General features: G+C 71.5%; 14 protein-coding genes. 11 read left to right on the top strand and 3 right to left on the bottom strand.

The window, feature by feature from the left end; genetic code table 11:
- The first annotated feature begins 5 nt into the window (after window positions 1-5).
- From leuC to VFZ70_10715, 6 genes are all read left to right on the top strand, one after another.
- Window positions 6-1,448 (top strand): 3-isopropylmalate dehydratase large subunit, encoded by a 1,443-nt coding sequence (gene leuC / locus VFZ70_10740; protein HEX6256271.1) that lies wholly within the window; start codon window positions 6-8, stop codon window positions 1,446-1,448.
- Window positions 1,448-2,038 (top strand): 3-isopropylmalate dehydratase small subunit, encoded by a 591-nt coding sequence (gene leuD / locus VFZ70_10735; GenBank protein HEX6256270.1) that lies wholly within the window; start codon window positions 1,448-1,450, stop codon window positions 2,036-2,038. Before leuC ends, leuD begins: the two co-directional genes overlap by 1 nt.
- Before the next feature lie 36 nt (window positions 2,039-2,074).
- Window positions 2,075-3,295: a crosslink repair DNA glycosylase YcaQ family protein gene (locus VFZ70_10730; GenBank protein HEX6256269.1), complete on the top strand. Its 1,221-nt coding sequence runs from the start codon at window positions 2,075-2,077 to the stop codon at window positions 3,293-3,295.
- Between the two features lie 231 nt (window positions 3,296-3,526).
- On the top strand, window positions 3,527-4,048 hold the full coding sequence (locus VFZ70_10725; GenBank protein HEX6256268.1) for a hypothetical protein: 522 nt from the start codon (window positions 3,527-3,529) through the stop codon (window positions 4,046-4,048).
- Between the two features lie 47 nt (window positions 4,049-4,095).
- On the top strand, window positions 4,096-6,978 hold the full coding sequence (locus tag VFZ70_10720) for an SNF2-related protein (protein ID HEX6256267.1): 2,883 nt from the start codon (window positions 4,096-4,098) through the stop codon (window positions 6,976-6,978).
- A complete protein-coding gene (locus tag VFZ70_10715; protein HEX6256266.1) occupies window positions 6,975-7,745 on the top strand; it encodes a hypothetical protein in 771 nt (256 codons plus the stop codon). The genes VFZ70_10720 and VFZ70_10715 overlap by 4 nt, the downstream gene beginning before the upstream one ends.
- Before the next feature lie 23 nt (window positions 7,746-7,768).
- Here the strand turns inward: VFZ70_10715 and VFZ70_10710 are convergent, their stop codons facing one another.
- Complete coding sequence (locus tag VFZ70_10710) at window positions 7,769-8,191, bottom strand: DUF4235 domain-containing protein (GenBank protein HEX6256265.1); 423 nt, start codon at window positions 8,189-8,191, stop codon at window positions 7,769-7,771.
- Window positions 8,161-8,619: a phage holin family protein gene (locus tag VFZ70_10705; protein ID HEX6256264.1), complete on the bottom strand. Its 459-nt coding sequence runs from the start codon at window positions 8,617-8,619 to the stop codon at window positions 8,161-8,163. Before VFZ70_10705 ends, VFZ70_10710 begins: the two co-directional genes overlap by 31 nt.
- A gap of 382 nt (window positions 8,620-9,001) precedes the next feature.
- On the opposite strand from VFZ70_10705, the gene VFZ70_10700 reads away from it, so the two are divergent.
- Entirely contained in the window at window positions 9,002-9,934 is a 933-nt protein-coding gene (locus VFZ70_10700) for a sigma-70 family RNA polymerase sigma factor (protein HEX6256263.1), read from the top strand.
- Window positions 9,935-9,954: 20 nt separating this feature from the next.
- Window positions 9,955-10,368, top strand: a complete 414-nt coding sequence (locus VFZ70_10695) for an NUDIX hydrolase (GenBank protein ID HEX6256262.1) — start codon at window positions 9,955-9,957, stop codon at window positions 10,366-10,368.
- 50 nt (window positions 10,369-10,418) lie between these two features.
- Here VFZ70_10695 and VFZ70_10690 read toward each other — a convergent pair whose 3' ends face one another.
- The gene (locus VFZ70_10690) at window positions 10,419-10,925 is read right to left on the bottom strand and encodes a GNAT family protein (GenBank protein ID HEX6256261.1); all 507 of its coding nucleotides are present in this window, start codon (window positions 10,923-10,925) and stop codon (window positions 10,419-10,421) included.
- A 191-nt stretch (window positions 10,926-11,116) separates the two neighbouring features.
- Between VFZ70_10690 and VFZ70_10685 the strand changes: the two genes are divergently transcribed.
- The 3 genes from VFZ70_10685 (at window position 11,117) to VFZ70_10675 (ending at window position 15,882) form a co-directional block, all read left to right on the top strand.
- Window positions 11,117-12,223, top strand: a complete 1,107-nt coding sequence (locus VFZ70_10685) for a 3-isopropylmalate dehydrogenase (GenBank protein HEX6256260.1) — start codon at window positions 11,117-11,119, stop codon at window positions 12,221-12,223.
- Between the two features lie 230 nt (window positions 12,224-12,453).
- Window positions 12,454-14,118 (top strand): citramalate synthase, encoded by a 1,665-nt coding sequence (gene cimA, locus VFZ70_10680; GenBank protein HEX6256259.1) that lies wholly within the window; start codon window positions 12,454-12,456, stop codon window positions 14,116-14,118.
- 207 nt (window positions 14,119-14,325) lie between these two features.
- Window positions 14,326-15,882, top strand: a complete 1,557-nt coding sequence (locus tag VFZ70_10675) for a glutamate--tRNA ligase family protein (protein HEX6256258.1) — start codon at window positions 14,326-14,328, stop codon at window positions 15,880-15,882.
- Window positions 15,883-15,905 lie beyond the last annotated feature (23 nt).

Genomic DNA, 15,905 nt, shown 5'->3' with positions numbered 1-15,905 from the left:
CGGCGATGCCGGACACCCCGAGGACGCTGGTCGACAAGATCGTCGACGCCCACGTCGTCGCCGACGACGACGGTCCGGCGCTGCTCTACGTCGACCTCCACCTCGTCCACGAGGTCACCAGCCCGCAGGCCTTCGAGGGCCTGCGGCTGGCCGACCGCCCCGTGCGGCGCCCGGAGCTGACGCTGGCGACGATGGACCACAACGTCCCCACGACCGACCGTTCCCAGCCCGTCGCCGACGAGCTGTCCGCCGCGCAGATCGAGGCACTGCGGCGCAACTGTGACGAGTTCGGGATCCGTCTGTTCGATCTGCACTCCCGGCGGCAGGGCATCGTGCACATGATCGGGCCCGAGCTCGGGGTCACCCAACCTGGCATGACGATCGTGTGCGGTGACAGCCACACGGCAACCCACGGGGCGTTCGGTGCGTTGGCGTTCGGCATCGGCACCAGTGAGGTCGAGCACGTGCTGGCGACCCAGACGCTCATGCAGGCACGGCCCAGGCAGATGGCGGTCGAGGTCGATGGTGAGCTGCCGTTCGGCGTCACGGCCAAGGACGTGATCCTGTCGATCATCGGCCGCATCGGCGTCGACGGCGGGGTCGGCCACGTCATCGAGTACCGGGGCAGCACGATCGCCGGCCTGTCGATGGAAGGCCGGATGACCATCTGCAACATGTCGATCGAGGGGGGCGCTCGTGCGGGTCTCGTCGCACCCGACGAGACCACGTTCGTGTACCTGAAGGGCCGGCCGCACGCGCCCCGGGGCGATGACTGGGACGCCGCTCTGGAGCACTGGCGGTCCCTGCCGACCGATCCCGATGCGACGTTCGACCGGGTCGAGCACTTCGACGCGACGACGATCGCGCCCACGGTCACGTGGGGCACGACACCGGCGATGAGCGTCACGGTCGACGGCCACGTCCCCACCCCCGAGGAGACGGCCGACGCGGATCAGACCCGGCGTGCGCTGGACTACATGGGCCTGCGCGGTGGGGAGGCGATCACCGACATCCAGCCGGACCGCGTGTTCCTGGGGTCGTGCACGAACGCACGCATCGAGGACCTGCGTGCGGCGGCCCGGGTCGTCGACGGACAGAAGGTCGCCGGTGGCGTCCGCGCGATGGTCGTTCCGGGGTCGTACCCGGTGAAGCTGCAGGCCGAGGCCGAAGGGCTGGCCGACATCTTCACCGAGGCCGGGTTCGAGTGGCGCGAGCCCGGCTGCTCGATGTGCCTGGGCATGAACCCCGACATCCTGGCACCCGGTGAACGGTGCGCGTCGACCTCCAACCGCAACTTCGAAGGCCGGCAGGGCCGCGGCGGGCGGACCCACCTGGTGTCGCCGGCGATGGCCGCCGCCGCCGCCATCCACGGCCACTTCGTCGACGTCCGCGAGTTGGGCGACAGCGGCCGGGGCGGGGACCGCCATCACATGAACGGAGCCGCCTGATGCAACCGGTCACCACGATCACCGGGACGATGCTCCCGCTCGACCGGGCCGACGTCGACACCGACCAGATCATGCCCAAGCAGTTCCTCAAGCGGATCGAGCGGACGGGCTTCGGCGAGTTCGTGTTCCACGACTGGCGCCGCGACCCCGACTTCGTGCTCAACGACGAGCGGTACGCCGGGGCGAACGTGCTCGTCACCGGGCCGAACTTCGGTTCGGGCTCGTCACGGGAGCACGCACCGTGGGGGCTGCAGCAGTACGGCTTCGACGCGGTCATCGCTCCCTCGTTCGCCGACATCTTCCGCAGCAACTGTGACCAGATCGGTCTGCTGACCGTCGCGCTGCCCGTGGACCGCTGCAGGGAGCTGATCGCGCTCGCGACCGACGAGCCGGCGGCCACGGTCCGCATCGACCTGCCGGAGCAGGTCGTCGTGACCGGACTGGGCACCGATCACTTCGAGGTCGACGCGCATACCAAGCGGCTGCTCGTCGAGGGTCTGGATCCCATCGCGCTGACGTTGCGGCGCGAACAGCAGATCGCCACGTTCGAGGCGCGTCGACCGTCGTTCATGCCGGTCACGGCGATCTGACGTACACGGGCGCAGCGTCGGCTACAGTGCCGTGCCATGCGTGTGCTGCGAGCCGACCAGGTCCGCCGGATCGCATTGGCGGCGCAGGGCTTCGACCGGCCGCGGCCGGGTGGACGCATCGACATCCGCCACGTGCGCCGGGTGCTGCGGCACCTCGATCTGCTGCAGATCGACGCGGTGCAGACCGTCGAGCGCTCGCAGTACCTCCCCCTGTTCTCACGCCTCGGGCCGTACCCGCGGCACCTGCTGGACGAGACGGCCTACCGTCGCCGTGAGCTGTTCGAGGCCTGGGCGCACGAGGCGAGCCTCGTGCGGGTCGAGCGCTGGCCCACCCTCGGCCCGCGCAGGGGTCACTGGTCCAGCCGGAAGGCGGCCCGGCTGGAGGCAGAGCGCCCCGGCTACATCGCGCGGGTCCGCGACGAGGTCTCGGCCCGCGGCCCGTTGAGCGTGGGTGACCTGTCCGAGCCGGGGGAGCGGACCGGGCCCTGGTGGGGCTGGTCGCCCGGCAAAGCCGCACTCGAGGCGCTCTTCGCCTGGGGTGAGGTCGCGATCGCGGAGCGTCGCGGACAGATGCGGACGTACGACCTCGCCGAGCGGGTCATCCCCGACCGGATCCGGGCGCAGCCCACGCCCGACCGCGATGCGGCCCACCGGGAACTGCTGCTGGCGGCGGCCGAGGCGCTGGGCGTCGCCACTGCCGACGACCTGGCCGACTACTACCGCCTCGGTGTGGCCGAGACGCGTCCGGCGCTGGACGGTCTGGTCCGTGACGGCCTCCTCGAGCCGGTGACCGTCGAGGGCTGGGATCGTGCCGCGTTCCGCGCGTCAGGCGCGCGGCTGCCACGACGCATCCGCGCCGCGGCCCTGCTGACGCCGTTCGACCCGCTCGTGTGGTACCGCGACCGGGCGGAGCGGGTGTTCGGCTTCCACTACCGGCTGGAGTTCTACGTGCCCGCGCCGCAGCGGCGGTACGGCTACTTCGTCATGCCGTTCCTGCTCGGCGACGCGCTCGTCGCCCGCGTCGACGTGAAGGCGGACCGCCGGACAGGGGTCCTGCGGATACCCGGCGCCTTCGTCGAACCAGGGGTGGACGTCGCCGACGTCGCCGGCCCGCTGCTCGACGAACTGCACCTGCTCGCCGACTGGTTGGACCTGGACGGGGTGGCCATCGCCGGCGACCGCCCGCTCGACGTCGCGCTCAGGCACGCGGCGGGGCGCCCGCGCGGGGCGTTCAACGGCGTCACCACCGCATCGTGACACGCGGCGAGCAACGCTGGTGCGACGAACGTGCACGCGTCCCGGTACCCCGCCGCGCGGGCAGGTCCTTGATTTCCGAGCGCGTGGCCGTCACGCTGACACCGCGTGCGGGGTCACCGGCCGCGGTCACGGCCACGACGGATGTCGCCACACCACGATCTCAGGCGCGCGACGACCCGCGGCCGACCGGGGTCGCGACCGTCCGACGATGCCTGACCCCTGGAGTGCTGGTTGGCTGCTGAGCCCGTGCCGAGCGCCGGACCCGTCCGCGACGCACCGGCCCATGCGTGGGCGTGGCTGCAACGGTCGCGGCCCGTCGTCGAGCGACTCGCCGACGTGCTGACGGGACAGCCGTCGCGGGCGGGCTTCGTCGACGCCGTGCGCCGCAGCTACGTCGACGACCCGCTCGTGCGAGATGCCGTCCACGGGGTGGTCGCCGAGGTGGCGTTCCGGGGCCGCGTGCCGCCACGTCGTCCGCCGGGTGCCTCTTGGGATCGGGGGCTGGTGTGGTGGGCCGCGACGCTGGTCGGTCGTACACCGGAGGACTACGCCGCCTCGCCCGCGACCGTCGAACAGCCGGCGCTGTTCGCCGAGGTCGACGCGCCTGCCGTCGATCCCGAGCGTGCGATGCTGATCGCGGCGCTCGAGGACCTGTTGGCTCAGCGCAGCGGCGATCAGATACCAGCAGCTGCCGTCCGGCAGTTGGTCGTCCACCTGCGACGTGGTCCGGAGCGGACCGACCCACACCGGTAGCGTGGGGGGTTCCGTCGCGACGAAAGGCGCACGCGCTGTTGGATCTCGTGTTCTCGCCGTGCCCTGGGCTGCCGTCGGACGGTCGTCTCCTGTGGTACCACCCGCGGTCCGGGCGTGCGCCCGTCGCGCAGGTGGCCGAGCTCGGCATCGTCGCGGAGCCGTCCACCGCATCGCTGTACATGCCCGGCGGCGACCGGGTCGCCCGCTCGGACCATCCCGTCGCCGCGTCGAGAGTGAGCGACGCGCTGCCTGGCATGCTCGAGCTCGGCGGCACCGGATGGGCGACGGTTGACACGTATGCCCGGACCGCCCGCCTCGCGGTCGGACTGATCGCCGAGCATCAGCTCGCGCCGGTCCTGACGGGAGTCGGAGACGACGTCGTCGCCAACTGGCAGGCGCTGCTGCCGAGCGGGAGCATGGCCACCGACGCGCTCGCGGCGCTGGCCGATGCGCTCCCGCCGGCGGGACATGCGCTGCCGTGGCAGGACGGCGAGGTGTGGGATCCCTGGGCGTTGCTGCGCACCTTCGTCGACGCCGTCGCCGACGCGCTCGTGCGTCCGTCGGTGCCCGCCGACGATGGCCGATCCCGGCCACGGGCGCGTCTGCTGCCGTGGACGGCGCGGTGGCAGGAGGCCGGCACGGATCCCCGCAACGCCGTCGTGCCGCTCGGCGCCGAGCGCGGCGAGATCCTGGCGGGCGTGCGCGAGTGGATCAGGCCCTACGAGCGGCCGCGTACCGATCACGTACCAGAGCTCGTGCTCGCGCCTCCCGCGGATCCCGCGGATGCCTGGTCACTGCGGTTCGGGCTGCGGGGCCGCGACGGTACGGACCTCCCGGCCGCGCAGGTGTGGCGTGACGCCGACGCGCATCCCGAGCACATCGAGGACCTGCTGGCGGCGCTGGCGCGCGCGGCGCGGGTCTGCGAACCCGTCGAGCGCGCGCTTGACGAGCGCCAGCCGCAGGCGGCCAGGCTCGACAGCACCGACGCCTGGCGGTTCATCGACGAGACCGCGCCCGTGCTCGGCGATGCCGGGTACCGCATCGTGCTTCCCGAGACCGTCGCGGAGCTCCGCCCGCGCCTGCAGCTCGGGGATCACGACGGCACTGGGCCGCGTGACGGCACCGTGCAGGCGCGCTGGCTCGCGACCATTGACGACGAGGTCGTCGGTGCGGAGGTCGTCGCGGACCTGCTGGCGCCGGATGTGCCGCTCGTCCACTGGAGCGGACGGTGGGTCCGGATCACGCCGGCGGTGCGTGCGCAGTGGCGCGAGCGTGCTGGCGCCGACACCAGGATCCCGCTCATCGAAGCCATCGGGCTCGCCGTCGCCGGCGTCGGTGCCAGCCGTGCGGTTGCCGGTGTCTCCGACGAGACGCGGGTGGTCGCGATCGGACCGCTCGCACCGGTGGTCGACCGGTTGCGGCGGGGTGGCGTCGGCGAGCGGCGGGTGCCCGTGCCGTCCGGCTTCCGCGGCGAGCTGCGCGGCTACCAGCGCGACGCGGTCGACTGGCTGCGGATGATGCGTGAGCTGGGCCTCGGTGCGGTGCTGGCCGACGACATGGGGCTCGGCAAGACGGTCATGCTGATCGCCCACCTGCTCGATCGGCCCCAGGGACCGCACCTGGTCGTCTGCCCGACGTCGGTCGTGACCAACTGGGAGCGGGAGATCGCGCGCTTCGCGCCAGGGCTGACCGTCTACCGCCATCATGGCCCTGAACGCGTCGATCGCGTGCTCGACCCCACCGGCGTCGTGGTCACGTCCTACGGGACGTTGCGCCGCGACATCGACATGCTCGCGTCCGTCGACTGGCAGGTGACCGCACTCGACGAGGCGCAGCAGGTCAAGAACCCCGAGACGCTGGGTGCCCGGGCGGTCCGCCGGCTGCGGTCGGTGCACTGCGTGGCGCTGACCGGGACGCCGGTCGAAAACCGTCTGCGCGAGCTGTGGTCGGTGCTCGATCTCACCAACCCCGGCCTGCTCGGCGCGAGGTCGACGTTCGACCGCCGGTTCGCCCGGCCCGTCGAGCGCCGCGGCGACCATCGCGTCCGGGCGCAGCTGCGCCGGCTGATCGCGCCCTTCGTGCTGCGGCGTACCAAGTCGGATCCGCGGGTGGCGCCGGACCTCCCTCCACGCATCGAACGCACCGTCGCGTGCGCGATGAGCGACGAGCAGCGCCGGCGCTACGCGGCGACCATCGACGAGTTCCGCAGGGAGGGCATCCTTGGCCGCAGCGGCATGGCCTACCGCGGTGCCGTGCTGGCGCTGCTGACCCGGCTCAAGCAGATCTGCGACCATCCGGCGCTCGGCGCCGGAGGGACCCCCACCGTCGGACGGTCCGGCAAGCTGGCCGTCACGCGGCAGCTGATCGCGGAGGCCACGCAGGCGGGCGAACGGGTGCTCGTGTTCACCCAGTTCGTCGGGATGGCACGGATCCTGGTCGACGACCTGTCGAGCGCGCTCGCCACCGCGATCCCCATCCTGCACGGTGGGCTGTCGGCGTCAGTTCGTCAGAACGTCGTGGACCTGTTCCAGGGACAGACCGACCAGCCCGCCCCGCCGGTGCTCGTCGCGAGCCTGCGCGCGGGGGGGACCGGGATGAACCTGACCGCGGCCACGCAGGTCATCCACTACGATCGGTGGTGGAACCCGGCGGTCGAGGACCAGGCATCGGACCGCGCGCACCGCATCGGACAGACCGACCGCGTCCTGATCCACCGGCTGATGGCCGTCGGCACGCTCGAGGAGCGCATCGACGCCCTGCTGGCGTCGAAGCGGGAGATGGCCTCGGCGGTCGTCGGTTCGGGTGAGACGTGGATCACCGAGCTCGAGCCCGACGCGCTCCTCGAACTGGTGGAGCTCAGCGACGGCACCGGCGCCGCACGCGAGATGGTGACGGCCGACGCCGGAACACCGAGCGCGGGTGCCCCGTGAGCGGCGACCGGTGGCTGACATCGATCGGCCTGGCGATCGACGATCCCGGCCAGGCGCTCCGGCTGCGGGAGGCCGAACGGCTCTGCTCCGCCGGCCGCGTCATGTCACTGCGGACGACGCCGGGCCGTGTCGAGGCCCGCGTGCAGGGCACGCATGCCCGCCCCCATCTGGTGGAGCTGGCCGTGCCGGTGTGGACCGACGAGCAGTGGCGCACCGTCAGTGACCTCCTGGCGCGCCAGGCGCGGCACCACGCGCGTCTGCTCGCCGGCCAGCTGCCCGATCAGTTCGACGTCGCGTTGACCGAGCTCGGGCTGTCGCTGACGCCGAACGCCGACGAGTGGTCGTTGCACTGCACCTGCGGTGACCGAGCGGTTCCGTGCATCCATCAGCTGGCGGTGTGGCTGGCCGTCCACGATCAGCTCGACACCGACCCGTATCTGGTGACGCGCCTGCGGGGGCGCAGCCGCGAGCAGCTGCTCGCCGACATCCGCGACCGGCGCGGCAGAGGTGAGCGACGGGGGATCCCGATCGCCGAACTGGATGTCGCGCGCTGGTCACAGGGCAGCGTGCATTCCAGTGAGGTGCCGCTGCCGGTCGTCCGGCAGCCCGGCACGGTCGCAGGTCCGCTGCGCATGCTCGGAGACCCGCCGGGCTGGTCCGGGCCTGCGGACGTCGTCGCCCTGCTCGGTCCGGCGGTCGTCGCCGGAGCCGAACGCGCACGGATGTTGCTGTCCGAGGATCCCGACGAGTTCGCCGACGGGACCTGAGAGCCGGCGAGGACCGGTCCGGCTCAGGCGACGTCCTGGAGGCCCGGCGGCAGGGTGCCGGTCGCACGGCGCCAGCCGGCGGCCGCACCCCGGCTGGCCACCATGCGCGCGACGCCGATGACCAGGCCGGTGGCCGCGGTCCACGCGACCGCCTCCCCCCAGCCCGTGGCCGGATCCGCCGGGTTGTTGGGTGGCTCGGTCTTGACCACGCCACGCCACAGCGCCATCAGCAGGTTGCGCACCGCGATGCTGGCCAGCACCGCGGCCCCCGTCGCAGCGATCTTCCAGACCGTCTTCTCCATCGCCCGTCCCATCTCTGCACGGATCTCGTCATTGAACACGTCGAGGTCGCGCCCCAGGCGCTCGCGGGCGGCACGGACCGCTTCGTGCTGGGGGAGCAGCCCGTCGGCCGCGTTCACCGTCCTGGCAGGTGTGTCTTGAGCCACGCCACGTCCTCCTGCACGTTCGTCTTCGCCTGATCGACCGACACCGGGGTGCCCAGCTTGCTGCGCGCCATCAGCCCGAGGATCGCGGCGATCACGAGCAGCACCACGGTCACGATCAGCGCCGCAGCCCACCCCGGCACCCACAGCGCCAGCAGGAAACCGAAGAAGATCAGCAGGCCCTGGACCGCCAGCCACATCAGCACCGCGGCGCCGATGCCCATACCCAGCCCGATGCCGTTGGCCTTCAGGCCGTGGGTCAGCTCGGCCTTGGCCAGGTCGATCTCCGCGCGCACCAGTTCAGAGGTGTCCTGGGCGACCGCCTTGAACGCAGTTGCCGCGCCGACCGTCGGCTTGGCGCCGAAGGTGTACCGCGAGCCCGGGGGCGGCTGGCCGCTGTTGTCGGTATCCGTCATCTCCCACTCATCCATCGTGCGACGCCATGGCCGCGACTGATCGTACCTACTCGTCGTCTGTACCCACGTCTTCCGGTGCACACGTCCGTCGATGTGGAGCACGCACCCCCGAGCCCGGGGATGGGTACGGAATGGTATGTCCGGGTATCTGTCAACGTCAGCATGGCGAGACGCTCAGTTGCGAGCACGGACGTGGCCGCGCACCATGTGCAACGCGCCTGGTGCCACGGGTGCACGTCACGCGGCTCGGTTCGTCGTATCTTGGCTACCAGGCACGTGCGTGCGCACGCCAGGTCGTACCGGATGTTCGTAGCAGTCCGGCGGACCAGTGGAAGCTGGCTCCGTCTGCCGGGGCACGCGCAGGTGATGGTCGGTCGAACGAAGGGTGACGGCGACGGTGCCACAGATCGTTGAGGAGATGCCGCTCCACGATCACGTGCAGTTGTACCTGCGCGAGATGGCGCGGACCGCGCTGCTGACCGCTGAGGAGGAGGTCGACCTCGCCAAGCGGTACGAGGCCGGTCTCGAGGCCCACCGCCTGATATCGACGACCCAGGATCTCGTCAGGACCAGGCTCGTCCAGCTGCGTCAGGTCCTGCGCGACGGCGAGCGCGCCAAGGAGCGGCTCGTGCAGGCAAACCTTCGCCTGGTCGTCTCGGTGGCGAAGCGCTACCAGGGTCAGGGCCTGCCACTGCTCGACCTCATCCAGGAGGGCAACCTCGGCCTGCTCCGGGCGGTCGAGAAGTTCGACTACCGCCGCGGCTACAAGTTCTCGACCTATGCGACCTGGTGGATCCGTCAGGCCGTCGGCCGCGGCGTCGCCGACAAGGGACGCACGATCCGACTGCCGGTCCACATGATGGAGCGTGTGCGGCGCGCGCTGTCGATGCAGCGCGATCTCGCGGAGAGCCTGGGTCGCGAACCCGCGATCGAGGAGCTCGCCGAGGAGCTCGGCGAGGACGTCGAGACGGTCGAGGAACTGCTCACCTATGCTCGCACGCCGACCTCGCTCGAGACGCCGGTGGGCGAGGACGGTGACGCCGAGCTCGGCGACTTCATCGAGGACCGCAACGCCGACGACCCGATGGAGGTCGCGGCCAAGGGCATGGCCCGCCGTGAGCTGCTCGACGTGGTCGCGGGACTCCCCGAACGCGAGCGCATCATCCTCGAGCTGCGGTTCGGCCTGCTGGACGGTGAGGCGCGCACGCTCGACGACGTCGGCCGCTACTTCGGCCTGACGCGCGAGCGCATCCGGCAGCTCGAAGCACGGGCGTTGTCGAAGCTGCGCCACCCCTCCCGGGGTCGTGCGCTGTCCGACACGGCCGCCTGACGGCGCCGATCGGATTGACGATGCCGTCGGGCTCGAGCGCCATCCAGGCCGCGGGCGGTGTGTTGTGGCGTGCCGACGACGACGCCCGACGCTGCGCCGTCATCCACCGGCCCAAGTACGACGACTGGACGCTGCCCAAGGGCAAGCTCGACCCCGGCGAGACCCACGAGCAGGCCGCGGTACGCGAGGTCCACGAGGAGACGGGCTGGCGCGCCGAGGTCGGCGTCGGGCTGGGTGAGGTCCACTATTTCCACAACGGCCGTCCCAAGACCGTCATCTACTGGGCGATGCAGGCGGTCGACGGCCGCTTCCAGCCGAACGACGAGGTCGACGAACTGCGGTGGATGGTGCCCGACCTGGCCCGGGCGCTGCTGACGTACGACCGCGACCGAGAGGTGCTCGACCGGTTCCTCGCCGCGGACGTCGCCGGCTGATGGGTGTCTGACCTGCACCGTCGCGGCTGCCGTCCGCGCTCGCCGGCCCGCTAGATGTCCTCTTCGAGCAGGTCCATCAGCAGGCAGTCCTGCCAGGTGCCGTCCAGGGCGCGCTCGTACTGCCGCATCACACCGACGGACCTGAACCCCACGCGGGAGAACGTGCGGATCGCCGGTTCGTTGTCGACCGCCGGATACACGGCCACCCGGTGGTGGCCGCGGTCGTAGATCAGGTGACGCACGAGCGTACGCACGGCGTCGGTCGCCAGGCCCTTGCCCTGCTCCTCGGGGTCGAGGAACAGGTCGAGGCTCGCGTGCCGGTAGTCGCGCGCCGGTTCCTCCACGTACTGCACCGACCCGATGACCCGGCTCTCCAGCGCGATCACGTAGACCGTCATCTCGGTGCTCTCGACCAGCACGTCGCGCACCCGGGCGTGGTCGTACCGCGGCCACCACCGGGTGACCTCCGGCAGCGAGAGGATGTGCGTCAACGGCTCTGCATCGGTGTCCGTGGCCGGACGCAGCGTCACGTGCGCTCCGTGCAGCCTGGATGCCATGGCTGGCGGTCACCTCCGCAATGCGGTGCCGTCGGCCACGGCACCCGCCGCGTATCGTGCCAGATCCGCACGGTCCGCGCTCGCATGTCGTACATCGTCCGATGCGTCGTGCAGTGCGCGCACCGCCCGGTGCGCCCGGGGGCCGGCGTGTGGCAGGCTCGGTCCGCACATCGATCACCAAGGGGACGGCCATGGCCACCGACACGACGGACAGCGCGACGCCCGCTGCCTCAACCGATCTGCAGATCGCTGTCATCGCGGGTGACGGCGTCGGGCCGGAGGTGACCAACGAGGCGTTGAAGTCACTGCGCGTCGCCGCGACCCGGTACGGCTTCTCGGTGGACACCACCACCTACGACCTCGGCGGCCAGCGCTACCTGCGGACCGGCGACGTCCTGCCCGACAGCATCCTCGAGGAACTGGCGGAACACGATGCCATCCTGCTCGGGGCGGTCGGCACACCGGACGTGCCGCCCGGGGTACTCGAGCGGGGACTGCTGCTGCGCCTGCGGTTCGCCTTCGACCAGTACGTCAACCTGCGTCCCGTGCGGTTGCTTCCGGGCGTCGAGTCGCCTGTCGCCGGGCTGACGCCCGAGCAGTGCGACCTGGTGGTCGTGCGCGAGAACACCGAGGGCGCGTACACCGGCGCCGGTGGCACGCTGTACCGCGGGACGCCCGCCGAGGTCGCGACGCAGGAGTCGATCAACACCCGACACGGTGTCGAGCGTGTCGCCCGGTTCGCCTTCGAGTTGGCCCGGCGTCGGCGTGGTGAGCTGACGCTGTGCCACAAGACCAACGTGCTCACGCACGCGGGTGATCTCTGGCAGCGGACCGTGGACGAGGTGGCGGCCGACCACCCCGACGTGACCGTCGGCTACACCCACGTCGATGCTGCGTGCCTGTATCTGGTCACCGATCCGGGCCGCTTCGACGTGGTGGTCACCGACAACCTGTTCGGCGACATCATCACCGACCTGGGCGCCGCGGTGCAGGGTGGCATGGGCCTGGCGGCCAGTGGCAACCTCAACCCGACCGGTGCCGCACCCAGCATGTTCGAGCCCGTGCACGGCTCGGCGCCGGACATCGCCGGCACGGGACAGGCCAACCCGGTCGCGGCCGTGCTGTCGGTCGCGCTGTGCCTGGAGCACCTCGGTCACGACAAGGCGGCCGCGGCCGTGGGTGACGCGGTCGCGGCGATCCTTCCGCAGCTGGGGTCGATGGCTGGGGACCGCATGGGCTACTCGACGAAGGAGATCGGGGACCGGATCGCCCAGGCGGTCGCGTCGAGTGCGACCTGACGTGGTGTCGATGACCCCGCGGTTGCGTCCACCTGACGGGTCCGGCACACTCGCAGCCATGCGCGACCACGCGTCGACCTGTGCGCGCCGGCTCCCGGGTGCCGGCCACTTCGGCGTGATCATCATCCGCAGGTCCTGAGCAGGACCGGCTGGTGCCGGGCCGCTCGGGGCCCGCACCACCGTGCTCCGACGGCCTTGGCAGCGGCCACGCCGCAACGAAAGGCCATGCCGTGACCGAGACATCCGAGCAGTCCCCCGCACGACGCGGGCTCGTGCCGGAGCTGTACGACACCACGCTGCGCGACGGGACCCAGCAGGAGGGCATCTCGCTGACCGTCGACGACAAGCTGCGCGTCGCACGGATCCTCGACACGTTGGGTGTCGCGTTCATCGAAGGCGGCTGGCCGGGCGCGAATCCCAAGGACACCGAGTTCTTCAAGCGCGCCGCGTCGGGCGAGCTGGCGCTGTCCCGCGCGGTGCTGACCGCGTTCGGGATGACGCGCCGACCCAACGCGGACGCCGCCGGCGACCCGACGCTCGAGGCGCTGCTGGGTGCGGACACGTCGGTCATCTGCCTGGTCGGCAAGTCGGACATGCTGCACGTCGACGCCGCCCTGCGCACGACGGGTGACGAGAACGTCGACATGGTGGCCAGCTCGATCGCGTTGCTGCGCGGCGAGGGCCGGCGCGTGCTGTTCGACGCCGAGCACTTCTTCGACGGGTACCGACGCGACCCCGCGTACGCGCTGTCCGTGCTGCACGCGGCCGCCGACGCCGGCGCCGACTGCGTCGTGCTGTGCGACACCAACGGCGGCGCCCTGCCGGCCCAGGTCCGCGACGTCGTCTCGACCGTCGTCGACGATCTCGGCGGACGGGTCGACGTCGGCGTGCACGTGCACAACGACGCCGACTGTGCCGTCGCCAACTCGGTGGTGGGTCTGCAGGCCGGTGCCACGCACGTCCAGGGCACCGTCAACGGCATCGGCGAACGCTGCGGCAACGCGAACCTGATGTCGCTGATCCCCAACCTCAAGCTCAAGCTCGGTCTGGATGTCGTCGGCGACGCGGACCTGGCGCGGCTCACCCACGTCGCGCACGAGGTCGCCGAGATCATGAACCTCACTCCGGATCCGCACGCGCCCTACGTCGGGCACGCGGCGTTCGCGCACAAGGCCGGCCTGCACGTGTCGGCGGTCGCGCGCCGCGCCGACCTGTACCAGCACGTCGAGCCGGCCTCGGTGGGCAACTCGCTGCGGCTGCTCGTCAGCGAGCTGGCGGGCCGGTCGACGGTGGTGCTGAAGGGGCGCGAGCTCGGCCTGGACCTCGAGTTCGACCGCACGGCCGCGGACCGCATTCTGGAACGCGTCAAGGAACTGGAGCACATCGGCTACAGCTTCGAGGCGGCCGACGCGTCGTTCGAGCTGCTCGTGCGGACCGAGACCGGTCTGGCGCGCGAGTACTTCCGTCTCGAGAGCTACCGCACCATCGTGGAACGTCGCGAGGACGGCACGACGGTGGCCGAGGCGACCGTCAAGGTCTGGGTCGGCGACGACCGCTTCATCGGCACCGGCGAGGGCAACGGCCCCGTCGACGCACTCGACCATGCGTTCCGCGCAGCGCTCGCGGGTCGCCTGGGCGCGATCGGGGACATGCACCTGCGCGACTACAAGGTGCGCATCCTCGACGCCAACGCCGGCACCGGTGCGACCACGCGGGTGTTGATCCGGTCGACCGACGGCGCGCAGGAGTGGGACACCGTCGGCGTCTCGTCGAACGTGATCGAGGCGTCCTGGGTGGCCATGGAGGACGCGTACGCCACGGCGGTCCGCCTGCACGAGCACGCTGCCGCTGACGGTAACGCCCCTGCGTCCCGCCGCGCAGACCCCGCAAGGTGAGCCACCGCATCCCGCATGCGGCACCCTGCGTCTGCGCGGCGCCAACGCGCGGGTGGTCGACCCGGCACCCCGCTGCTGTGGCGTCGCGACCACGACACCGGTGCGGCGAGCTATCGTGCGGTGCTGTGCGACCGCGACGGCCCGTCGCGGTCGTGTGACGGTCGTAGGGCCGGCATGACGCCGATCACGGCGAAGGAGAGAGTCGCGATGGCACCGCCCGCACGTCCACCACGGGTCCGCTTCTGCCCGGCCCCGAGCGGTTGGCTGCACGTCGGCAGCGCGCGCACGGCCCTGTACAACTGGTTGCACGCTCGCCGGCACGGGGGGTCCTTCGTGTTCCGTGTCGAGGACACCGACGCCCAGCGCGCGACCGACGAGTCGATGCACCAGATGCTCGACGCGCTGGCCTTCCTCGGTCTTGACTGGGACGAGGGCCCACACGTCGGCGGTGCGTACGGACCGTACCGGCAGAGCGAACGGCAGGCGCTGTACCGTGACGTCGCGCGGCGCCTCCTGGCAACGGGAGCAGCCTACGAGGCGTTCGAGACGGCGGAGGAGCTGGCGGCCCAGCGTGAGGCGGCGCAGGCCGCCGGTCGCCCTCCGGGTTACGAGGGTGGGCACCGCGACCTCACCGACGCCCAGCGGGAGGCGTTCCGGGCGCAGGGTCGTCAGCCCGTGCTGCGGCTGCGCACGCCCGACACCGGCAGCGTCGAGATCAGCGACGAGGTGCGGGGCACCGTGTCGTTCGCATGGTCGGACGTCGCCGACTTCGTCATCCAGCGTGCCGATGGCACGGCGACCTACGTGCTCGCCAACACCGTCGACGACCTCGCGATGGGCATCACCCTGATCGCCCGTGGTGAGGACCTGCTGTCGACGACACCGCGCCAGGTGCTGCTGATCGAGCGACTGCTCGCGCCCGGAGACGACGGTCGTCCACTGCTCGCCGCGGCACTCGACGAGGTGGGGCTGGCGGGAGCGCCGGAACCGGAGCAGCCCCGCTATGCACACCTGCCGCTGATGGTCGCTGACGACCGCAAGCCGCTTTCCAAGCGGCACGGCTCCGTCGCGATCGACGAGTTCCGGGCGCAGGGTGTGCTCCCGGAGACCCTGGTCAACTTCCTCGCGCTCTGCGGGTGGAGCTATGACGGCGTCACGGAGCGCTTCACGATCGACGAACTGATCGCGCGATTCTCGTTCGACCGGGTCGGGCGGAACCCCGCGGCATTCGACACCGACAAGCTGCGGTCGATGAACGGTGACCGCATCCGCGACCTGCCCGTCGACGATCTCGCCGACCGGCTCGTGCCGTACCTCGAAGCGGCGGGGGTGCTGGACGGTCGGCCGACCGAGCGCGAGCGTGCGCTGCTGGTCGCGCTGACGCCACTCATCCAGGAGCGCATCCAGATGCTGGCCGAGGCCGTGCCGCTGATCGGGTTCTGCTTCGCCGACGAGGTGGCCTACGACGACGCCGCCGTGCGCAAGCACCTCAAGGGTCGCGCGGGGGAGGTGCTCGACACCGCCGTCCCCGCGCTCGAGAAGCTCGACGCATGGACGACCGGCGACATCATGGCCGCTCTGGACGGGGTCGCCGCCGAGCTCGGCCTCGGTCGTGGCAAGACCTTCCAGCCCGTGCGCGTCGCCGTCGCCGGGACCGCCGTCAGCCCGCCGTTGCCCGAGACGCTGGCGGTCATGGACCGCGACGTCGTCATCGACCGCATCCGCGCCGCCAGGCCACTGGTTGCCGCACCTGGCGACGCCTGAGGCGTGTTGTTGGCGCATCCCAC

It is taken from the genome of Euzebyales bacterium (assembly GCA_036374135.1).
In the GTDB taxonomy this organism is placed as follows: domain Bacteria; phylum Actinomycetota; class Nitriliruptoria; order Euzebyales; family JAHELV01; genus JAHELV01.
This window is presented reverse-complemented; position numbering and strand designations above follow the sequence as displayed.

What these genes read in the sequence shown, in the direction of transcription:
- leuC (HEX6256271.1), top strand. Translation starts at nt 6, where the DNA reads ATGCCGGACACCCCGAGGACGCTGGTCGACAAGATCGTCGACGCCCAC.
- leuD (HEX6256270.1), top strand. Translation starts at nt 1,448, where the DNA reads ATGCAACCGGTCACCACGATCACCGGGACGATGCTCCCGCTCGACCGG.
- VFZ70_10730 (HEX6256269.1), top strand. Translation starts at nt 2,075, where the DNA reads ATGCGTGTGCTGCGAGCCGACCAGGTCCGCCGGATCGCATTGGCGGCG.
- VFZ70_10705 (HEX6256264.1), bottom strand. Translation starts at nt 8,619, where the DNA reads ATGGATGAGTGGGAGATGACGGATACCGACAACAGCGGCCAGCCGCCC.
- VFZ70_10695 (HEX6256262.1), top strand. Translation starts at nt 9,955, where the DNA reads ATGCCGTCGGGCTCGAGCGCCATCCAGGCCGCGGGCGGTGTGTTGTGG.
- VFZ70_10690 (HEX6256261.1), bottom strand. Translation starts at nt 10,925, where the DNA reads ATGGCATCCAGGCTGCACGGAGCGCACGTGACGCTGCGTCCGGCCACG.
- VFZ70_10685 (HEX6256260.1), top strand. Translation starts at nt 11,117, where the DNA reads ATGGCCACCGACACGACGGACAGCGCGACGCCCGCTGCCTCAACCGAT.
- VFZ70_10675 (HEX6256258.1), top strand. Translation starts at nt 14,326, where the DNA reads ATGGCACCGCCCGCACGTCCACCACGGGTCCGCTTCTGCCCGGCCCCG.